Origin of the sequence: Clostridioides sp. ES-S-0010-02 (genome assembly GCA_020641055.1) — a bacterium.
Classification (GTDB): domain Bacteria; phylum Bacillota; class Clostridia; order Peptostreptococcales; family Peptostreptococcaceae; genus Clostridioides.
The window spans coordinates 382,797-401,769 of record CP067345.1; the positions used below are offsets into that span (position 1 = coordinate 382,797).

Sequence of the window (18,973 nt, forward strand, 5' to 3'; positions counted from 1 at the left end):
AGAAGTGAAAAAATATTCATATAAGGAATCTATATAAAATTTTTATAAAATTTAAAAAATTTGCTTAGTTGTGTAGTATAATAAATAATATAATAGATTTACATAGGTTATTTATTATAAATAATTTTAAAAGTTACAATTTTATTATAATGATTATTAAATTGGGATAAGTAACATAAACTAAACAATAATAGGTATTATCAATAGTAAATTTATAAATTCATTATTAAATGGAAAGAGCTATTATAAATTTTCTGGAGGAAAAATGGATATATTTGATATTGGAGTAGACATAGTTGAAATTGACAGAATAAAAAAAGCTGTAGAAAAAAATAATCGGTTTTTAGAGAAAATGTTTACAGATAAAGAAATTGAATATTTTAATTCTAAAAATTTTAAGGCAGAAAGTATAGCCGGTAATTTTGCGGCTAAGGAAGCTATAAGTAAATCTATGGGTACAGGAATCAGAATGTTTAACTTTAAAGATATAGAGGTTCTCAGAAATGAAATGGGAAAACCAATAGTAAAAACTTATAATAATCTGGCAAAAATGTGCATAGATTATAATGTTTTAGAAATAAAAGTTTCAATATCACATTCAAAAGATTATGCTATAGCAAATGCGATAACTATAATTAAGGACTAAGGAGTGATTACACTATGATGGATAAAACAGCAAAAGAAATAATGACAACAGATGTAATAGTAGCAAAACAAGATGATAGTATAGCAGATGTAGCTAATATGCTAATTGCAGAGAAAATAGGAGGATTGCCAGTTGTAGATTCAGAAAATAAAGTTGTTGGAATAATTTCTGAGACAGACATTCTTAAAAAGGAAAAATATATAGAAGCACCTCTCTATATAAATTTATTACAAGGGCTGATTTTTTTAGATGATTTAAAAAAGGTAGAAAAAGACATAAAGCAAGTAGCAGCGTATAAAGTCGGAGAACTGATGTCTAAAGACATAATAAAAGTTCATGAAGATGATAAGTTCGATGATGTGGCTAATATAATGATTAAAAAATCAATAAACAGAGTTCCTGTAGTAGATGATGACAATAAAATTAAAGGTATAATCTGTAGATATGATATAATAAAAGCTTTATATAATGAATAAACTGAAGTAGGAGGTGTGATGTGAGAAAAAAGTGGACTATAGTATGTATTATGTTCTTGGCACTGGTTATAATTGTAATAGGATGCCAAAAACGACAGTCCACAAAAGAAGAAGTATACAAAGACTTTCAAAAGCAGATTTCTGATATGAATTCTTACAGTTGTAAAGCTGAAGTAGAAGTAGTTGGAAATAAGAGCCCGCACAATTATGTTTTAATTCATACTTATAAAAAAACTGATAACTATAAATTAGAAGTAATTTCCCCAAAACACTTAAAGGGAAAAAGTATAGAGTATCAAGGTGATAAAATATTAGTTAAAAATCCAAATATCAGTGATATAGTGGAATTGCCTAATACAGGAAAAAATAATCAATATCTTTTTATAGGAGACTTTATAAAAAATTATCTTCAAAACGAAGAGATGAAAATAAAGTTATCCAAAGGAAATTTGGTTTTAGAGACTTTTATTCCTGGGGATAATAAATATTTTAATAAGCAAGTATTATATGTAAATACTGACACAAAGAACCCTGAAAAGATGGAAGTGTTGGATAATGAAGGAGTGCCAAGATTTACAGTAAAATACAGAGATTTTGAATACAGAAACTAAGGGGGACTAAAGAAATGCAAAAAATAACAGTGCCTACATGGGCAGAGATAAATCTAGATAACTTAAGATTTAACTTAAAAAATATTAAAAATTTATTAGAAGAAGATATTAAGGTTTGTGGAGTAATAAAAGCTGATGCATATGGACATGGTGCAGTAGAAGTTGCAAAATTATTACAAGAGGAAAAAGTAGATTATTTAGCAGTAGCAAGAACTGCTGAAGGAATTGAACTTAGACAAAATGGTATAACACTTCCTATTTTGAACTTAGGATATACTCCAGATGAAGCTTTTGAAGATTCTATAAAAAATAAAATAACTATGACAGTTTATTCTTTAGAAACAGCACAAAAGATAAACGAAATTGCAAAATCTTTAGGAGAAAAAGCCTGTGTTCACATTAAAATAGACTCAGGAATGACTAGAATAGGTTTCCAACCTAATGAAGAGTCAGTTCAGGATATAGTAAAATTAAATAAATTAGAATATATAAATTTAGAAGGTATGTTTACTCATTTTGCTACAGCTGATGAAGTAAGTAAAGAGTACACTTATAAACAAGCTAATAATTATAAATTTATGTCTGATAAGTTAGATGAAGCTGGTGTAGAAATAGCTATAAAGCATGTATCAAATAGTGCAGCTATTATGGATTGCCCTGATTTAAGATTAAATATGGTAAGAGCAGGAATAATATTATATGGTCATTATCCATCTGATGATGTATTTAAAGAAAGACTAGAACTAAAACCAGCCATGAAATTAAAATCAAAAATCGGACATATAAAACAAGTTGAACCAGGTATAGGAATAAGTTATGGACTAAAATATACAACTACTAGTATGGAAACAATAGCTACAATTCCAATAGGATATGCAGATGGATTTACTAGAATTCAAAAGAATCCAAAAGTTATTATTAAAGGAGAAGTATTTGATGTAGTTGGTAGAATTTGTATGGATCAAATAATGGTTAGAATTGACAAAGATGTAGACATAAAAGTTGGAGATGAGGTTATACTATTTGGAGAAGGTGAAGTTACAGCTGAACGTATAGCCAAAGACTTAGGAACTATAAACTATGAAGTGTTATGCATGATATCAAGAAGAGTTGACCGTGTTTATATGGAAAATAATGAGCTTGTACAAATAAACAGTTATTTGCTAAAATAAAACCATGATATTATAATCTGGGAGGCGATTTTGTGTACGATAAGAGTAAAGAAAAAATAGAAGTTACTTTACCAGACTCTCTGATTTCTGAAGTTGATAGTATTGTTCAGATGGAGAACAGTAACAGAGAAGATTTTGCAAAAGCTGCTTTTCAGTTCTATATAACTCAGAAAAAGAGAATTCATATTAAAGAATCTATGAAAACGGGTTATAGAGAAATGGGTCAAATTAATCTGTCATTAGCTGAACTAGGTATGACAGTTGACGAAGTATCTTCTGATGATAAAAATGAAGGGAAGATTGCCCAAGGTGAGTACTAATTGTGAAATAAAGCGTGGTGATTTATATTACGCTGATTTAAGTCCAGTTGTTGGTTCAGAACAGGGAGGAGTTAGGCCTGTTCTGATAATACAAAATGATGTAGGTAATAAATATAGTCCTACAGTTATAGTATCAGCTATAACATCTCAGATTAATAAAGCCAAATTACCTACTCATGTAGAGATAAGTTCCAATGAATATGGGCTTAATAAAGACTCAGTGATTCTTTTAGAACAAATCAGAACTATTGATAAAAAGAGGCTGAGGGAAAAAATTGGTTGTCTAGATGAAAATATGATGATAAAAGTAGATGATGGACTTCAAATAAGTTTAGGATTGTTTACTTTTTAAAGAGGGATTTGTCTTTTGTTAGACAATCCCTTTTTTCTTTAAAAATATTTCATAGAGTTTAATTTTAGTGCCTAAGCTAATAAAATCAAAAATAACGAAAAAAAATAGCATAAAAGTGATATAATAATATGGAATTGATATAAAAATTACAAACTCAAGGGAGGTAATTACATGAGAGACCATAAAGGATTAAATGAGATTGCGCGTATCATAAGAAGAGATATAGTTTCTATGATACATAGAGCCAAATCTGGACATCCAGGAGGGTCATTATCAGTAGTTGAAATACTTACTGCGTTATACTTTGATGAAATGAATGTGGATTCTTCAAATCCTAAAATGGAGGATAGAGATAGATTTGTATTATCAAAAGGACATGCTGCACCAGCATTATATGCAACATTGGCTGAAAAAGGTTATTTTGATAAGGAAGAATTAAATGGGCTGAGGAAAATAGGAAGAATGTTACAAGGCCATCCAGATATGAAAGGAACACCTGGTGTGGAGATATCTACAGGTTCCTTAGGTCAAGGTTTCTCGGCTGCATGTGGGATGGCTATGGCATCAAAATTAGATAATGCACCATGGAATGTGTACACTTTACTTGGTGATGGAGAAGTTCAAGAAGGTATTGTTTGGGAAGCTGCTATGAGTGCAGCACATTATAAACTTGATAATTTAATTGCTTTTTTAGACAATAATGGACTTCAGATAGATGGAAACATAGAAAGTGTAATGAACTTAGGTTCAATAGTTGATAAATTTAAGGCTTTTGGATGGAATGTAATTGAAATAGATGGTCATGATTTTGACCAAATATTTGCTGCTCTTGATATAGCTAAATCAACAGTTAAAAAGCCTACAATGATAGTTGCAAAGACTATAAAAGGTAAAGGAATATCTTTTATGGAAAATCAAGCAGGATGGCATGGGACAGCTCCAAATGATGCAGAACTAGAACAAGCCTTACTTGAATTAGGAGGTGCTGACAATGAATAAAATGGCAACAAGAGAAGCATATGGTAAAGCCTTGGTAAAATTAGGACAAATAAATGACAATGTTGTAGTATTAGATGCAGATTTATCAAAGTCTACAAAGACACATGATTTTTATGAAGCATTTCCAGATAGATTTTTTAATATGGGTATAGCCGAACAAAATCTAATAGGTGCTGCTTGTGGGTTATCAACTGCTGGAAAAATACCTTTTGCTAGTACTTTTGCTATGTTTGCTACAGGAAGAGCATTTGAGATTATAAGAAATTCAGTTTGTTATCCAAAATTAAATGTAAAAATTTGTGCTACTCATGCAGGACTTACTGTTGGAGAAGATGGAGCATCTCATGAAAGTGTAGAGGATATTGCAATAATGAGAGCTATACCAAATATGACAGTTCTTGTTCCAGCTGATGGAGTAGAGACGGAGAAGATGATTTTTGAAATAGCTAAATACAATGGACCTGTTTATGTTAGACTAGGAAGAAGTTCAGTTCCAGTTTTATTTGATGAGGATTATCACTTTGAAATAGGAAAAGGTGTAGTACTAAGAGATGGCAATGATGTCACGATTATAGCTTGTGGGATTATGGTGAATGATGCTATATTAGCACAAGAAAAATTGCAAGAAGAAGGTATTAGTGCTAGAGTCATAAATATGTCCACAATAAAACCTATAGATAAGGATTTAATATTAAAATCAGCAAAAGAAACTAATGCCATTGTAACTGTAGAAGAACATAGTATAATTGGAGGATTAGGTTCTGCTGTAAGTGAGACAGTTGGAGAATCTTATCCAACTATTGTAAAAAAAGTTGGGATTAAGGATTCTTTTGGAGAATCTGGTGCTCCAAACGAATTGTTAAAAAAATATGAATTAACTTGTGATGACATAGTAAAAGCTGTAAAAGAAGCTATTCTTGCAAAAAGAATGTAAGAAATATAAATTATGCATGTTTGTTAACAATATAATATGTGTAAAAGAGAGATATAAAGCATTATATGAATTTGTATCTCTCTTTTTTATACACTATATCAATTTATCAAAAACCTAACCGAATATTCAAATTTTTACAAAAATAGAGAAAATATTCAAATATATATTGACTATTCAGAAAAATATGACTAATATATAGTTTATAGGGAAATTAGTTTTATACATATAATAACTACTTAGATAAAAAGAATTTAAAGAATTGTATGAAGGGAGGTATACTGTATAAAAAATATGCTATAAGTTTTAAGTTATTATACAAAATACAAAAAGTTTTAAAACAGTTATCATGGATTTTATGTTAAAGGAAATTGTAAGTAGTTTATCGAAGTAATTAAGCAGATGAAAAAATTTCACGTGGGGAGGTAACTGAGATATGTCAGAAAAAGTAAATGTTAAAACGGTCATCAGTTTCGCAGGAGCTTATGTAGCAACAGTAATCGGTTCTGGATTTGCAACAGGACAAGAAATAATGCAATTCTTCACTTTTTATGGGTTTGCAGGTATTATTGGTGGGATAATTTCAATGGTATTATTCTCATGGATGGGTGCTTCAGTAATGTCAAAAGGTAAAGAACTTCAACTTAAGGAACCTATCAAAATTTATCGTGTTTATTGTGGTAAGTATTTAGGAATATTCTTTGAGTGGTTTGGACCTTTATTCTTATTTGGTGTTTTCGTAGTAATGATTTCAGGAGCAGGAGCAACTTTAACTGAATACTATGGATTAAATCCATTTGTAGGTAGAATAGGTATGGCAGTAGTAGCATTATTAACTGTTTCATTAGGTCTTGATAAATTATCAAAGATACTAGGTGGAATAGGACCTATAATAATAATCTTTACACTTTTAGTTGGAGCTATAAGTTTGAGCAGTAATATAGGTAACTTATCTCAAGCAGGAGAGATTCTTAGTACTGTAGAGGTAACTAAGCCAGTTCCAAACGCATACCTATCTGGTGTAATATATACTACTTATAATACAATCGTTGTCATGGCGTTCTTAACAGGATTAGGAGCAAGTGCTGCTAATAAAAAAGAAGCTGTTTGTGGTGGTATACTAGGTGGTGTAGCACTTATGGCAGCAGCTATAATGATGAACTTAGCAATGCTTTCTGATATAGGAAACTTATATTCAAAAGCAATACCTTCATTATTCTTAGCTGATAAGATTTCACCAATAGTTGGAGTTTTATTCTCAGTAGTTCTTATATTAGGAATATATACAACAGCTGTACCTTTATTATGGTCAGTAACTAATAGATTTGTAGATGATAATCATCCTAAATTCAAATTAATAACATTAATAACAGCTATATTAGGTCTTATAGGTGGATTCTTACCATTTGATAAGCTGGTTGGTATCTTATATCCATATACCGGATATATGGGCGTCATAATACTGGTTTGTGTTCTTTATAGACAGATTACAAAAACATCTGGCTATCAAGAAGGAGTTAATGGTAAATAAGTAATTTGGAATTGTAAAATAAAGAGTTATATAAAAACAATTTAATTGTTTTTATATAACTCTTTTTTATTTTATAATTTATTTGTCATAAAATCCCTTTTTTAATTGTTTTATACTTGAAGACAATTATTAATAAACATTTTATTATTGATGATTTAAAGTCTAAGACAAAATTATAAATCATATATTTAAATAGATGGGAGGAGTGATAAAATTGAATGTAAAGTTTAATATTAAAGGTATAATTTATGGAGTTATAGCTCTTATATTTGTAATAGGAGGATTTATATTCATACCAAGTATGTTTATAGAAAAAACTAAACCAATAGATTATACAGTATTGCAAAGGAATTCAATACCAGAAAAGATACTTGACGTTATGGACAAATACACGAATGAAGAAAGGGCATTAGCAGCTAAAATTGATAATAAAATATACATCATAGTAACTAGGGGAAATAATAAATATGGTATTGAGATGGATAACATAGAAAGTGTAAGTGAAGAAGGAAAAGAAGTTTTGAGAGTTAAGATAAAGTATAAGGATAAGGAGGATTCCCTTCCATACATAGTGGTTGAAACAAATATGAGTGAACTTCCAGATAGAATAGAATTAAATTCTACTAAATAAAAATATATTTGTAATTAGATAACTATTTATTTGTATAGTAAAATAAAGTCATGGTTTTTATTAATGTAAATAAATCATTTCGAGGCTTTATTGATGTAAAAGCCATGACTTAAAATATTCATTGAATGAGATAAAAATTAAATATTAAACAGAGTGTTATATTAATAGTATTGAGAGTGTTAATTATTTGGTGTAAGAATTCTAGTTTCAGTAACTATATAGTTTAATTGAGCATCATGAGTTTCTTTTGGAATAGAATCGAATACCTGAAAGTCAAATGCTATTCCTATAGTTATTGCGTCTTTTCTTAAGTTCTCTAAAAATCTATCATAAAATCCTCCGCCATATCCCAATCTATAGCAATGTATGTCATATGCAACAGCTGGAACAATTACAACATCTAAAGCTTTAATATCAATTTTAGGCGATTTTTCGTTAGGTTCTCTTATTCCATATGCACCAATTTTTAGTCCGTTATCTAAATCTGTTATTTGAGTAGGAATTAATGTATGATTTTCTTTTATTGTAATAGGACTTGAGACTATTTTCTTTAGAGATAAAAGTTTTTTGATTAAATTATCTGTGTTAACTTCGTTATTAAAATCTAGATAAAGCATTATGTTAGTTGCGTTTCTTATATCCTCCATTTGAAGTAATTTTTCTGTTATCAAATTTGAATTATTTAGTATAAAATCAGCACCTTTATTTTTTCTATGCTCAATAACTTTTTTCCTAAATTCTTTTTTCATAAAATATTCCTCCCTTAATATGTTATAATGTGAACAGAATTTATATTCTAATATAAATTTTAGTATAGTTTATTGTAATAAGGCAATATATTTGGGTAAATGTAATAAAAATAACAGCTAGTCATATAATATATAATAGTTTATGTAAAAGGAGATGTATCTTGTGATTTCAAAAAAGAAAGCTATTTTTTTAGGGGTGATTTTAGTAATTATAACAGCTATGGCCACATCGGCATTTCAGCTTACATTAGGGAACAAAGTTGTAATATCAAAAGAACTCTATGAAGGCTATAAAAAATATGATAAGTTGTTAGGATTAGAATCTATTATAAAACAAGATTTTTATAAAAAAGTCTCTGATAAAGATTTAGTGGATGGAGCATCAAAGGGGTTATTCCTAGGAACAAATGATAAATATTCTGGTTATTACACTGAAGATGAAATGAAAAAGCTAATAGAAGATAGTGAGGGCTCTTATGTTGGTGTAGGGATGTATATAGGAGCATCAAAAGATGGAGGTCTTGTAGTAGTTCCTATGAAAGATTCTCCAGCAGAAAAAGCAGGAGTAAAAGCAGGAGATAAATTAATAAAAGTCAATGGAAAATCTGTATCATATAAAAATTCAGATGAAGCTGTAAGTATGATGAAAGGTAAAAAAGGCAAAAAAGTAAAGCTAGTAGTATTGAGAGAAGATAAACAACTAAGCTTTGAGCTGAAAACAGAACAGATAGTTGAGAAAAGTATAGAAAGTAAAGTAATTGATAATGATTTAGGATATATAGAAATTACCCAGTTTATATCAAGTACATATACTGATTTTGACAAAGCTTTAAAAGGGTTGAAAGAAAAGAATATTAAGGGATTAGTAATAGACCTTAGAAACAATCCTGGAGGAATGTTGGATATATGTAAAGAAGTTGCTGATGAATTAATTGGTGAAGGAACTATAGTATATACTAAAGACAATAAAGGTAATACAGAATACTTAAAATCTGATAAAGAAAAATTGGGACTTCCAATAGTAGTTTTAACTAATGGAGAAAGCGCCTCTGCTGCTGAGATATTAACAGCTGCAATTGTTGATAATAAAGAAGGTATTTCTGTAGGTACTACGACTTATGGTAAAGGGCTGGTACAGTCAGTTGTAAGATTGAAAGATGGAACAGGATACAAGCTAACTACTGCTCAATACTTTACACCTAATGGAGATTATATCAATGAAAAAGGGATAAAACCTACCATTGAAGAAAAAGATGAGAAAAAGCAACTGGATGTAGCAACTGAATGGCTTAGAGAGCAGGTTAATAAATAGAATTTAAAGTTTGTAGATATAAAAATATTACTGGAAATTTATCATTCCAGTAATATTTTTTTGATTTAAGAAATATTAATATTAATAACACTATTTTCTAATACTATACATACTCTTATTTAAAAGTACTCTCATTTCAGTAATATAGAAACTTATTTGTTTTATACTGATTATAAGAATATTTAAGGTATTTTCTATTTTGAATTACATTAATATTTTGTAAAAACACATACATGTAAATTAAATTTTTTATCTAATGTATGTCTATACTATAAGAAGTTGTAAAAATTTTTCCTTTACCTAATTTGTTTATAAATTTCTTATCTTTATAAATTTTATTAGAATGTATACTATCAGCAAGACCATACCAAGGTTCTATACATAAAAATGGAGCAGTAGAATTAGACTCACTATAATAAGGAGTCCAAATACCAACTAGAGGGAAATCTAACATAGATAGAGTTATATATTTGCTACCATCATTATTACATATAGATACTTCATCTATATTGGTGTATATCAAGGCATCATTCTTGAACAGTTCCGGATTTAACTGTAAGTTTTTTAAATCACCAATAAATGTTATATCATCAGTAAAAGAACCATTTAAATTGATTTTTTCTACATCATTTCTTCTTTTAAATTCAAGGTGATATTTAGAAAAACCATTTTGTTCAAAAAAAGGAATATTAAATGCAGGATGTCCACCTATAGAAAAGAATATATCTTTAGAGTCAGTATTTTTTACAATCCATTCTATATTTGTGCTATTGTCATTTAATGTATAATTTATAAGCAGTTCAAAAGAGTAGGGATATTTTTTTAGAGTAGATTCGTTGGATTTTAAACTATAAGATATGAATGTATCACTTTTATTTGTAATTTCAAAATCCATATCTCTAGCAAATCCATGTTGAGTCATATTGTATAAATTTTCTTCTATTATGGTTTCATTATCAAGCAGTTTACCAACTATAGGGAATAATATAGGTGATTGTCTACCCCAATGCTTTTTATTACCATCCCAAAGAATATTTCTGTTATGTTTTTTAGAAAATATCCTAGTAAGCTCAGCACCAGAGCTACTTGATTCAATAATTAAGTTTTCATTTTGTAATATATTCATTTAAAATCTCCTTTATTATACTTTGTTAGTATATTATACTATAAAGTATAATGAGTTTTAAATTGTATTTGATATTATATTTGAAAGGTAGATTTTAGTATATTTTGAAAATTTTGTTTTGAAAATTTGGGATTATTTAAGAAATTTTGTATTATAAATAGAAGGAAATAGATAAATTGTATAGAATTAAATATATTAAGATAAGTTAATAATGTTAAATGGGAAGTGAGTTTATGGAAAAACCAAATACAAAAGTTGTTAACTTTCAAGAGTATAAAGACAGAAAAAAACAAAGAGAAGTAAACCGAGACGAACTTTTAAAGCTTATTAAAAAAATTGTGACTTCAAAATAGGGAGTTGTTAAACTCCCTATTTTAATGGGTTCCTAAAGAATTAAGACATTCTAAGTCCATCTATATAATCTTTAAATTGTGAAAAATCTGATTCACTACTTAACTCTACAGTTTCTGTACCTTCCGTATAAAAATTCTTAAGATAGATAGTATAATTATTATCAACACAATTATGATAAATACATCTATATCCATCTTCATATAAATTTTTTAATTTAGAAAAATCATCCACAATATCAACTCCTTAAAGTTCTTTTAATTATATTTTTACAAAAAGTATGTGATTGTATGCAAATTAGAAATGTAAAATAAAGGAAATTAAGATAAAATGTAGAATAATCTCTATATGTATGTAAAAATAAAAAGAAAAAGTTGAAATTTTTAGAAAATAAGAGTATCTTTTATCTAAAAAGATAATTAAAAAATAATATTGGGAGGATAGAAAATGAGTTTATTAGAAAGTATATCAAGGAATATATATTCTCTAGATAAGTCTTCTATTGAAAAAGCAAAACAGAGGTTGGACAGGCTTATACATCCAACTGGAAGTTTAGGAAAGATAGAAGATATTTGCATGCAATTAGCAGGGATATTTGGTAATGAAAATTTTGATACAACTAAAAAAGTTATAATTGCTTTTGCTGGAGACCATGGAGTATATGAAGAAGGAGTTGCACCTGACCCTCAAGACATAACAAAGTTACAATTTCCAAATTTCTCAAAAGGGCTATGTGGAGTTGGGGTAATAAGTAAATTTGTAGGAGCAGATGTTGTAGCTGTAGATGTAGGAATAAATTGTGATGAAAAATTAGATGGAGTATTAGATTATAAGATAAGAAAAGGTACTTCAAATATGGCAAAGGGACCAGCCATGAGTAAACAAGAGGCTATAAGATGCTTAGAAATAGGAATTGAAATAGCAGAGCAATGTATAGAAAGAGATTATAAAGTAATTGGTATTGGAGAGATGGGAATAGCAAATACTACTCCAAGTACTGCAATAATATCTGTAATCTCAGGATGTGACCCATCAGAAGTGACAGGAATAGGTGCAGGTCTTAAAAAAGAAAGATTAAAACATAAAGCTGATGTAATTAGAAAAGCTATTGAAATTAACAATCCAAATCCAACTGATGGTGTAGATATTTTATCTAAAGTAGGTGGATTTGAAATAGGTTCAATGGCAGGTGTTATATTAGGATGTAGTGCTAATAGAATCCCAGTTGTTATAGATGGGTTTATTTCTTATGCTGCTGCTTTAATTGCTTATAAAATAAATCCAAAAACTAGAGAATATATGATAGCATCACATTTATCAGCAGAATCAGGAACTAAAAGAGCATTAGATATATTGAAATTAGACCCTATACTAAATATGGATATGAGATTAGGTGAAGGAAGTGGAGCTGCTTTGGCATTCAATATAGTGGAAGCTTCAAATTATACTTACAAAAATATGGCGACTTTTGATGAGATAGATATGGGTCGATAAAAAATTTAATATATTTAGGAGTGTTTTGATGAGTCAAATTATTCTGGTAACAGGAGGAGCTAGGTCAGGAAAGAGTAATTTTGCAGAAAAATTGTGTTTAGATAGGAATAATAATACAGCCTACATAGCGACATCTATTCCATTTGATGATGAGATGAAAGATAGAGTAAGAAAGCATCAAGAGAGTAGACCTAAAAGTTGGAAGACATATGAAATATATGAAGATATATATTCTATAATTAAAAATATATGTGGAGAACATGAGACTGTTATACTAGACTGTGTCACACTATTAGTAAATAATTTAATGTTTTCACATAATTTAAACATAGAAGAATCTACTCAAGAAGAAATAAATAAATTGGAAGAGTACATAAAAGAGCAAATTAGTAAACTGATTAAAGAAATAGAAAAAACAAATCTATATTTTGTATTTGTGACAAATGAATTAGGTATGGGAATTGTTCCTGGAAATAAACTTAGTAGAATATATACTGATATTGTAGGTCGTATAAATCAATATATAGCATCAAAAAGCAATGAAGTTTATTTTGTAGTTAGTGGAATACCTATGAAAATAAAGGAGTAGTATGTGACTATGAAAAGATTTATTTTGATACTACAGTTTTTGACAAGGATACCTATAAAATTAGATGTAGGATTTGATGATGAATTTTACAAATCCATAGTATATTTCCCACTTGTAGGTCTTGTTATTGGTATATTAACTTATTTAATAGGATGGGTTTCTATACTTTTGTTTCAGCCATTTATATGTGCGATTATAATAACACTTGCTGGTGTTTTGATTACTGGGGGGCTTCATATAGATGGATTAGGGGATACATTTGATGCAATATACAGTTATAGAGACAAAGAGAAAATGCTTGAAATAATGAAAGACTCTCGATTAGGTACAAATTCGCTTTTAGCAATTATGTTTGTACTTTTATTAAAGATTGGATTTGTATATAGTATTATAAGCAATAATTCACTATGGGTTATAATATTCATGCCAATGATTGCAAGGTTAGGAGTAATGTTATTGACATATAAAACGGTAACACCAAGAGCAAAAGGAATGGGGAATTTATTTATAGGAAAATTGACTACAAGTATGTTAATAACAGCTATAATATATACATTATTGATAGTTAGTATTATTGCTAAATTAATATTTTTAGTGCCTAATATAGTATTGATTAAAGTATTATGCTCAGCTATAGCAGTTTTTATATTTATAACATTGTTTAAAAATCATATTTATAAAAAAATTGATGGAGTAACAGGAGATATATTAGGTTGTGGAATAGAACTTTCAGAACTTGTATATTTGATTTATATATATTTGTTAATTTTTATGTTTATTTAAAACTAAAAAGTGGTGATAATGTGATAAGATTAATATTAATAAGACATGCATTGACAATTGATAATGAAAAAGGAAGATTATCAGGTCATATAAATAGTTATATAAGTGAAGAAGGTAAATTGCAAATAAATAAAATTACAAAATATATGAGTAGTGAAAGTATAGATAAGATTTATACAACTCCATCTTCACGTACTAAAGATACAGTAGAGAAAATATCAAAGCTGAAATCAATAGAAATAGAAGAAAGAGAAAATCTAAGAGAAATTAGCTTTGGAGACTTTGAAGGAATAACTTTTGAAGAAATAAAAGTTAAGCATCCAAAAGAATTTGAAAAAATGATAGAAGAAGATAGCAATTATAGATACCCAAATGGAGAAAGTTTGATAGATTCATATGAAAGAGTAGCAAAAGATATTGACAATATAATTTTAGAAAATGATGATTATTTAAATAGAAAAGCAATACTTATATGTTCTCATGCAGGTACAATAAGAAACATAATAACACATTTGATTTCTGGTAGCTATAAATATCATTGGAACTTTAAAATTGATAATGCATCTATTACAATTTTGGAAGTTGATAATGGATTTACTGTAATAAATAAAATGAATTTTACTGATTTTATATAAATTAAACATTAAACGATATGTGCTTATAAAATTACTAACAAAAATAGAATATTAGATTAAAATTAGGTTCTCAATTAGATGTAAAAAGGGAAAAAGGTTAGATGCCTTTGCAGCCCCCGCTACTGTGAAACCAACGAAACTATAAATACCACTGTCAATTTGATGGGAAGGTTATAGGAGTAGGATGAAGTTAAGCCAGGATACCTGCCTAATTTAATTTAAAACATGAGGTCTTCGGGGTGAAAGATTTTTAATTGATATATATATAAAAGTCCTAGCTTTAGAAGCATTAGGACTTTTTTTATTTTATTTGTAGGTAAAATTTAACTTTAAGGAGGGGGAGAAAGTGGGTAAAAAAGTAATGTTACAGGGAACTGCATCAAATGTAGGTAAGAGCATTTTATCAGCAGGATTGTGTAGAATATTTAAACAAGATGGTCATACTGTTGCTCCTTTTAAGTCACAAAATATGGCTTTAAATTCTTTTATAACTAAAGAAGGATTGGAAATGGGGAGAGCACAAGTATTTCAAGCAGAAGCGTCAAAAATAGAGCCAATAGCAGATATGAATCCAGTCTTATTAAAACCTTCTGGAAATCATAAAAGTCAAGTGATTGTAAGGGGAAAAGTTGTAGGAGAAATGCATTCATCTGAATATCATGATTATAAGCTAGAATTGGTAGATGTATTAAAGGAAACCTTTAATAATTTAAGTTCAATGTATGACATTGTGGTTATGGAAGGTGCAGGGAGTACTGCAGAGATAAATTTAAAAGATAGAGATATATCTAATATGGGTATGGCAAAAATAGCAGATGCACCAGTAATAATAGTTGGGGATATTGATAGAGGAGGAGTATTTGCATCATTAGCAGGTACAATGCTTTTATTAGATGATGATGAGAGAAAAAGAGTCAAAGGAGTAATAATCAATAAATTTAGAGGGAAAAAGGAACTCCTACAAGATGGTTTAAAGATGCTTGAAGATATTATAAAAGTACCAGTTTTAGGTGTGGTTCCTTATATGGATATAAAAATAGAAGATGAAGATAGTGTAACAACTAGATTTAAGAAAAAAATGGATAAAAATGATATACATATAGAAATAATTAGAACTCCACATATGTCAAATTTTACAGATTTTAATATATTTGAAACACAAGAAGATGTAAGCCTTAGATATGTAGACTATGGAGAAGCTATAGGAAATCCAGATATATTGATAATACCTGGAACTAAAAGTACTATAGATGATTTAAAGTACATAAGAGAAAGTGGTCTTGAGTCACAAATTAAAAATTTACATAGTCAGGGTAAATTGATATTTGGAATATGTGGTGGGTATCAAATGCTAGGTAAAAAATTAAAAGACCCTTATCATGTTGAAAGTGAAATTGAAGAAGTAGATGGCATTGGTCTTTTAGATACAGAAACAATATTTGAAGAGGAAAAGACTACAACTCAAGTAGAAGCCACCATTATTGAATGTACTGGCGAATATATGAACAACCTTAAAGGTAAGAAAGTAAAAGGCTATGAAATACATATGGGAATTACAAATCGCAGTAATAAAGTAAGTAGCTTAGACTTAATAACAAAAAAACTAGATAAAGAAGTCAATTATACTGAAGGAAGTGTAAATAAAGAAGGTAATGTAATTGGTACTTATCTTCATGGAATATTTGATGAAATAGATTTTACAAGAGCAATTTTAAATAATATAAGAAAGAAAAAGGGATTAAAAGAATTAGAAAGTACTGTAAGTTCTTTTGATGAGTTTAAAGATAAAGAGTATGATAAATTGGCAGATTTCTTGAGAGAACATTTAGATATAGAGCAGATATATGAAATTATGAAATAAGAATGACTTTATATTTATACTTTAGGTAGGAGGTGTATTATGAAAAAGATTCTGATTGCAGGTACTAGCAGTGGAGTTGGGAAGACTACAATATCATTAGGCATAATGCAGGCTTTAGTTAAGAGAAATATGAAAGTACAGCCGTATAAAGTAGGGCCAGACTATATAGACCCTTCATATCACACATTTATAACTGGAAGACATTCTAGGAATTTGGATTCTTATATGTTAGATGATGAAAAGATAAAGCATATAGTAAATAAATCTTCAAAGGATGCAGATATTTCAGTAGTAGAAGGAGTTATGGGATTATATGATGGTTTTGGGATAGATTTAGATAATTGCACAAGTTCACATACTTCTAAGGTATTAAAAGCCCCAGTTATACTAGTTATAAATGGAAAATCTATGGCTGCATCTAGTGCTGCTATGGTACTAGGATATAAGGAACTAGATAAAGCTGTGGATATAAAAGGTGTTATAGTAAATAATGTAAAAACTAAGAGCCATTATCAAATAATTAAGAGTTCTATAGAGAAATATTGTAATATCGAAGTGTTGGGATACTTTCCTCCAAATAATAAATTTTCATTAGAATCCAGACATCTAGGTCTAGTTCCTAGTGTTGAGATGAAATCTTTAAGAGAAAAGTTTTATACTTTAGCTGATGAGATTGAAAACTACATAAATATTGATAGAATAATCGAAATCTCAGAAAGTGATGAATTTGAGAGTAGTTTTGATTTTCAAAATCTAATAGAAAATAATAAGATAAAAGAGCATGTTAAGGATAAATCAATAGCCATAGCATATGATAAAGCCTTCAATTTTTATTATAGGGAAAACATAGAACTTTTAGAAGAGCTTGGATTAGAAGTAAACTATTTTAGTCCTCTTGAAGATACATCAGTGCCAAATTCAGACTATATTTATATTGGAGGCGGTTTTCCAGAGATATTTGGGAAAGAACTAGAAGCAAATGAATCAATGAGAGCCTCTATACTAGAAGCACATAATAATAATATTCCTATTTATGCAGAATGTGGTGGATTAATGTACTTAGGTGAGAAGTTACTTAATCAAGAGGAACAAGAATTTAATATGGTTGGCATATTTAATGGAACTAGTAAGATGACACCTTCTCTAAAGAGGTTTGGATATTGCCTTGGTATAGCTAAAGAAAATACAATTTTATCTAAAACAGGTGAAATTATTAAAGGGCATGAGTTTCATCATTCAATATTTGAAAGTGATGAGAAATGTGCATATTCAATGAAAAAAGAAAGAGAAGGAAATTTAATAGAAGAATGGGATGGAGGTTATAGCAAAGGAAATACACTGGCAACATACCTTCATACACATTTTTATAATAACTTAAATTGCATAGAAAATTTTTTGGAAAAGGGAAATGAGTAAATGAATATTTTATCTATTTATATAGGGTATATAACAGATTTAATTGTAGGAGACCCATATTCTTTCCCTCATCCAGTAAGGTTTATTGGAAAACTTATAAATCTTATCCAAGGGATAATAAGGAAGGCCTCTAAAAATGAAAAACAGTTAAAAATTGGTGGCTTTATATTATGGTTTGTAACTGTTGGAATAACTTACTTAGCAACTTATGTTATAGTGAAGCTATGTAGTTTTAATGTATTATTAAGCACTGTAGTAAATGGGTTTATAATTTATACGACATTAGCAACAAAGTGTTTAAAAGATGAAGCTGTAAAAATTTATGATGTATTAAAGACTGGAGACATAGAGAAATCTAGAATTCAATTATCTTATATAGTGGGTAGAGATACAACTAATTTAAGTGAACCTGAAATAATAAGAGCAACTGTGGAAACTGTGGCAGAAAATACTGTAGATGGTATAATTGCACCTATGCTTTATGCATTTATTGGGGGAGCACCACTTGCTATGGCATATAAAGCCATAAACACTCTTGATTCAACTGTCGGATATAAGAATGAAAAATACAAAGATATTGGTTTTGCTTCTGCTAAAATTGATGATATAGCTAATTATATACCAGCAAGAATATCTGTTATTCTTATGACAGTAGGGAGCTTTTTTCTTGGTTATAGCTATAAGAATTGTTTTAAAATTTCTATTAGAGATAGAAAAAATCATAAAAGTCCAAATTGTGCTTTTTCAGAAGGTGCAGTATCAGGAGCCTTAGGAATTCAACTAGGAGGAACCAATGTTTATTTTGGGAAAAAAGTAGATAAGCCAACGATAGGAGATAAAATTAGAGAGATAGATATAGAAGATATAATTAAAACAAATAAAATTATGTATGCTTCTTCATTGACCTCTATATTAGTATTTACGCTGGTATCTGTGGTATGTAGGATGATTTTAATTATATAAATTAATTGTGTATTGATTTAAGGGG

General features: G+C 28.8%; 21 protein-coding genes and 1 riboswitch. Of the genes, 18 read left to right on the plus strand and 3 right to left on the minus strand.

Translation table 11 applies throughout. The annotated features are described in order from the left end of the window. The first annotated feature begins 265 nt into the window (after positions 1–265). The 10 genes from JJC01_02255 (at position 266) to JJC01_02300 (ending at position 7,669) form a co-directional block, all read left to right on the plus strand. On the plus strand, positions 266–646 hold the full coding sequence (locus JJC01_02255; protein UDN58716.1) for a holo-ACP synthase: 381 nt from the start codon (positions 266–268) through the stop codon (positions 644–646). Between the two features lie 14 nt (positions 647–660). Further along, a complete protein-coding gene (locus JJC01_02260) occupies positions 661–1,122 on the plus strand; it encodes a CBS domain-containing protein (GenBank protein ID UDN58717.1) in 462 nt (153 codons plus the stop codon). Between the two features lie 20 nt (positions 1,123–1,142). Then, positions 1,143–1,733, plus strand: coding sequence for a hypothetical protein (locus JJC01_02265; protein ID UDN58718.1), 591 nt, complete (start codon positions 1,143–1,145; stop codon positions 1,731–1,733). Between the two features lie 14 nt (positions 1,734–1,747). Next, positions 1,748–2,905, plus strand: a complete 1,158-nt coding sequence (gene alr / locus JJC01_02270; GenBank protein UDN58719.1) for an alanine racemase — start codon at positions 1,748–1,750, stop codon at positions 2,903–2,905. Between the two features lie 32 nt (positions 2,906–2,937). Further along, on the plus strand, positions 2,938–3,225 hold the full coding sequence (locus JJC01_02275; protein UDN58720.1) for a ribbon-helix-helix protein, CopG family: 288 nt from the start codon (positions 2,938–2,940) through the stop codon (positions 3,223–3,225). Then, complete coding sequence (locus tag JJC01_02280) at positions 3,194–3,577, plus strand: type II toxin-antitoxin system PemK/MazF family toxin (GenBank protein UDN60109.1); 384 nt, start codon at positions 3,194–3,196, stop codon at positions 3,575–3,577. Before JJC01_02275 ends, JJC01_02280 begins: the two co-directional genes overlap by 32 nt. A gap of 171 nt (positions 3,578–3,748) precedes the next feature. Further along, positions 3,749–4,576 carry a transketolase gene (locus JJC01_02285; GenBank protein ID UDN58721.1) on the plus strand — a complete coding sequence of 276 codons (828 nt, stop codon included), beginning with the start codon at positions 3,749–3,751 and terminating at the stop codon, positions 4,574–4,576. Further along, a complete protein-coding gene (locus tag JJC01_02290; GenBank protein UDN58722.1) occupies positions 4,569–5,510 on the plus strand; it encodes a transketolase family protein in 942 nt (313 codons plus the stop codon). Before JJC01_02285 ends, JJC01_02290 begins: the two co-directional genes overlap by 8 nt. A gap of 433 nt (positions 5,511–5,943) precedes the next feature. After that, entirely contained in the window at positions 5,944–7,038 is a 1,095-nt protein-coding gene (locus tag JJC01_02295) for a hypothetical protein (protein UDN58723.1), read from the plus strand. A gap of 214 nt (positions 7,039–7,252) precedes the next feature. After that, entirely contained in the window at positions 7,253–7,669 is a 417-nt protein-coding gene (locus JJC01_02300) for a hypothetical protein (protein UDN58724.1), read from the plus strand. Positions 7,670–7,848: 179 nt separating this feature from the next. Here the strand turns inward: JJC01_02300 and JJC01_02305 are convergent, their stop codons facing one another. After that, positions 7,849–8,418 carry a 5-formyltetrahydrofolate cyclo-ligase gene (locus JJC01_02305; GenBank protein ID UDN58725.1) on the minus strand — a complete coding sequence of 190 codons (570 nt, stop codon included), beginning with the start codon at positions 8,416–8,418 and terminating at the stop codon, positions 7,849–7,851. Between the two features lie 154 nt (positions 8,419–8,572). Between JJC01_02305 and JJC01_02310 the strand changes: the two genes are divergently transcribed. Continuing rightward, positions 8,573–9,730 carry a S41 family peptidase gene (locus JJC01_02310; protein UDN58726.1) on the plus strand — a complete coding sequence of 386 codons (1,158 nt, stop codon included), beginning with the start codon at positions 8,573–8,575 and terminating at the stop codon, positions 9,728–9,730. A gap of 253 nt (positions 9,731–9,983) precedes the next feature. Here JJC01_02310 and JJC01_02315 read toward each other — a convergent pair whose 3' ends face one another. Together JJC01_02315 and JJC01_02320 are read right to left on the minus strand one after the other, a co-directional pair. Beyond that, the gene (locus tag JJC01_02315; protein UDN58727.1) at positions 9,984–10,856 is read right to left on the minus strand and encodes an aldose 1-epimerase family protein; all 873 of its coding nucleotides are present in this window, start codon (positions 10,854–10,856) and stop codon (positions 9,984–9,986) included. A gap of 393 nt (positions 10,857–11,249) precedes the next feature. Beyond that, a complete protein-coding gene (locus JJC01_02320; GenBank protein ID UDN58728.1) occupies positions 11,250–11,441 on the minus strand; it encodes a hypothetical protein in 192 nt (63 codons plus the stop codon). Between the two features lie 213 nt (positions 11,442–11,654). Here JJC01_02320 and cobT point away from each other — a divergent pair, with 213 nt between their 5' ends. From cobT to JJC01_02355, 7 genes are all read left to right on the plus strand, one after another. Continuing rightward, complete coding sequence (gene cobT, locus JJC01_02325; GenBank protein UDN58729.1) at positions 11,655–12,701, plus strand: nicotinate-nucleotide--dimethylbenzimidazole phosphoribosyltransferase; 1,047 nt, start codon at positions 11,655–11,657, stop codon at positions 12,699–12,701. Positions 12,702–12,729: 28 nt separating this feature from the next. After that, the gene (cobU, locus tag JJC01_02330; protein ID UDN58730.1) at positions 12,730–13,290 is read left to right on the plus strand and encodes a bifunctional adenosylcobinamide kinase/adenosylcobinamide-phosphate guanylyltransferase; all 561 of its coding nucleotides are present in this window, start codon (positions 12,730–12,732) and stop codon (positions 13,288–13,290) included. 9 nt (positions 13,291–13,299) lie between these two features. Further along, a complete protein-coding gene (gene cobS / locus JJC01_02335) occupies positions 13,300–14,073 on the plus strand; it encodes an adenosylcobinamide-GDP ribazoletransferase (GenBank protein UDN58731.1) in 774 nt (257 codons plus the stop codon). A 20-nt stretch (positions 14,074–14,093) separates the two neighbouring features. After that, positions 14,094–14,708, plus strand: a complete 615-nt coding sequence (locus JJC01_02340; protein ID UDN58732.1) for a histidine phosphatase family protein — start codon at positions 14,094–14,096, stop codon at positions 14,706–14,708. Between the two features lie 47 nt (positions 14,709–14,755). Continuing rightward, a riboswitch (cobalamin riboswitch) is annotated at positions 14,756–14,935 on the plus strand. A 119-nt stretch (positions 14,936–15,054) separates the two neighbouring features. Then, positions 15,055–16,569: a cobyric acid synthase gene (locus tag JJC01_02345; GenBank protein ID UDN58733.1), complete on the plus strand. Its 1,515-nt coding sequence runs from the start codon at positions 15,055–15,057 to the stop codon at positions 16,567–16,569. Between the two features lie 39 nt (positions 16,570–16,608). Further along, the gene (locus JJC01_02350; GenBank protein UDN58734.1) at positions 16,609–17,985 is read left to right on the plus strand and encodes a cobyrinate a,c-diamide synthase; all 1,377 of its coding nucleotides are present in this window, start codon (positions 16,609–16,611) and stop codon (positions 17,983–17,985) included. Then, positions 17,986–18,948, plus strand: a complete 963-nt coding sequence (locus JJC01_02355) for a cobalamin biosynthesis protein (GenBank protein UDN58735.1) — start codon at positions 17,986–17,988, stop codon at positions 18,946–18,948. The last annotated feature ends 25 nt before the right edge of the window (positions 18,949–18,973 follow it).

Bases quoted from the DNA above. Each gene is read 5' to 3' on its own strand.
- JJC01_02255 (UDN58716.1), top strand. From the start codon at position 266: ATGGATATATTTGATATTGGAGTAGACATAGTTGAAATTGACAGAATA.
- JJC01_02260 (UDN58717.1), top strand. From the start codon at position 661: ATGATGGATAAAACAGCAAAAGAAATAATGACAACAGATGTAATAGTA.
- alr (UDN58719.1), top strand. From the start codon at position 1,748: ATGCAAAAAATAACAGTGCCTACATGGGCAGAGATAAATCTAGATAAC.
- JJC01_02280 (UDN60109.1), top strand. From the start codon at position 3,194: ATGAAGGGAAGATTGCCCAAGGTGAGTACTAATTGTGAAATAAAGCGT.
- JJC01_02285 (UDN58721.1), top strand. From the start codon at position 3,749: ATGAGAGACCATAAAGGATTAAATGAGATTGCGCGTATCATAAGAAGA.
- JJC01_02290 (UDN58722.1), top strand. From the start codon at position 4,569: ATGAATAAAATGGCAACAAGAGAAGCATATGGTAAAGCCTTGGTAAAA.
- JJC01_02295 (UDN58723.1), top strand. From the start codon at position 5,944: ATGTCAGAAAAAGTAAATGTTAAAACGGTCATCAGTTTCGCAGGAGCT.
- JJC01_02305 (UDN58725.1), bottom strand. From the start codon at position 8,418: ATGAAAAAAGAATTTAGGAAAAAAGTTATTGAGCATAGAAAAAATAAA.
- JJC01_02310 (UDN58726.1), top strand. From the start codon at position 8,573: ATGTATCTTGTGATTTCAAAAAAGAAAGCTATTTTTTTAGGGGTGATT.
- JJC01_02315 (UDN58727.1), bottom strand. From the start codon at position 10,856: ATGAATATATTACAAAATGAAAACTTAATTATTGAATCAAGTAGCTCT.
- cobT (UDN58729.1), top strand. From the start codon at position 11,655: ATGAGTTTATTAGAAAGTATATCAAGGAATATATATTCTCTAGATAAG.
- cobU (UDN58730.1), top strand. From the start codon at position 12,730: ATGAGTCAAATTATTCTGGTAACAGGAGGAGCTAGGTCAGGAAAGAGT.
- cobS (UDN58731.1), top strand. From the start codon at position 13,300: ATGAAAAGATTTATTTTGATACTACAGTTTTTGACAAGGATACCTATA.
- JJC01_02350 (UDN58734.1), top strand. From the start codon at position 16,609: ATGAAAAAGATTCTGATTGCAGGTACTAGCAGTGGAGTTGGGAAGACT.
- JJC01_02355 (UDN58735.1), top strand. From the start codon at position 17,986: ATGAATATTTTATCTATTTATATAGGGTATATAACAGATTTAATTGTA.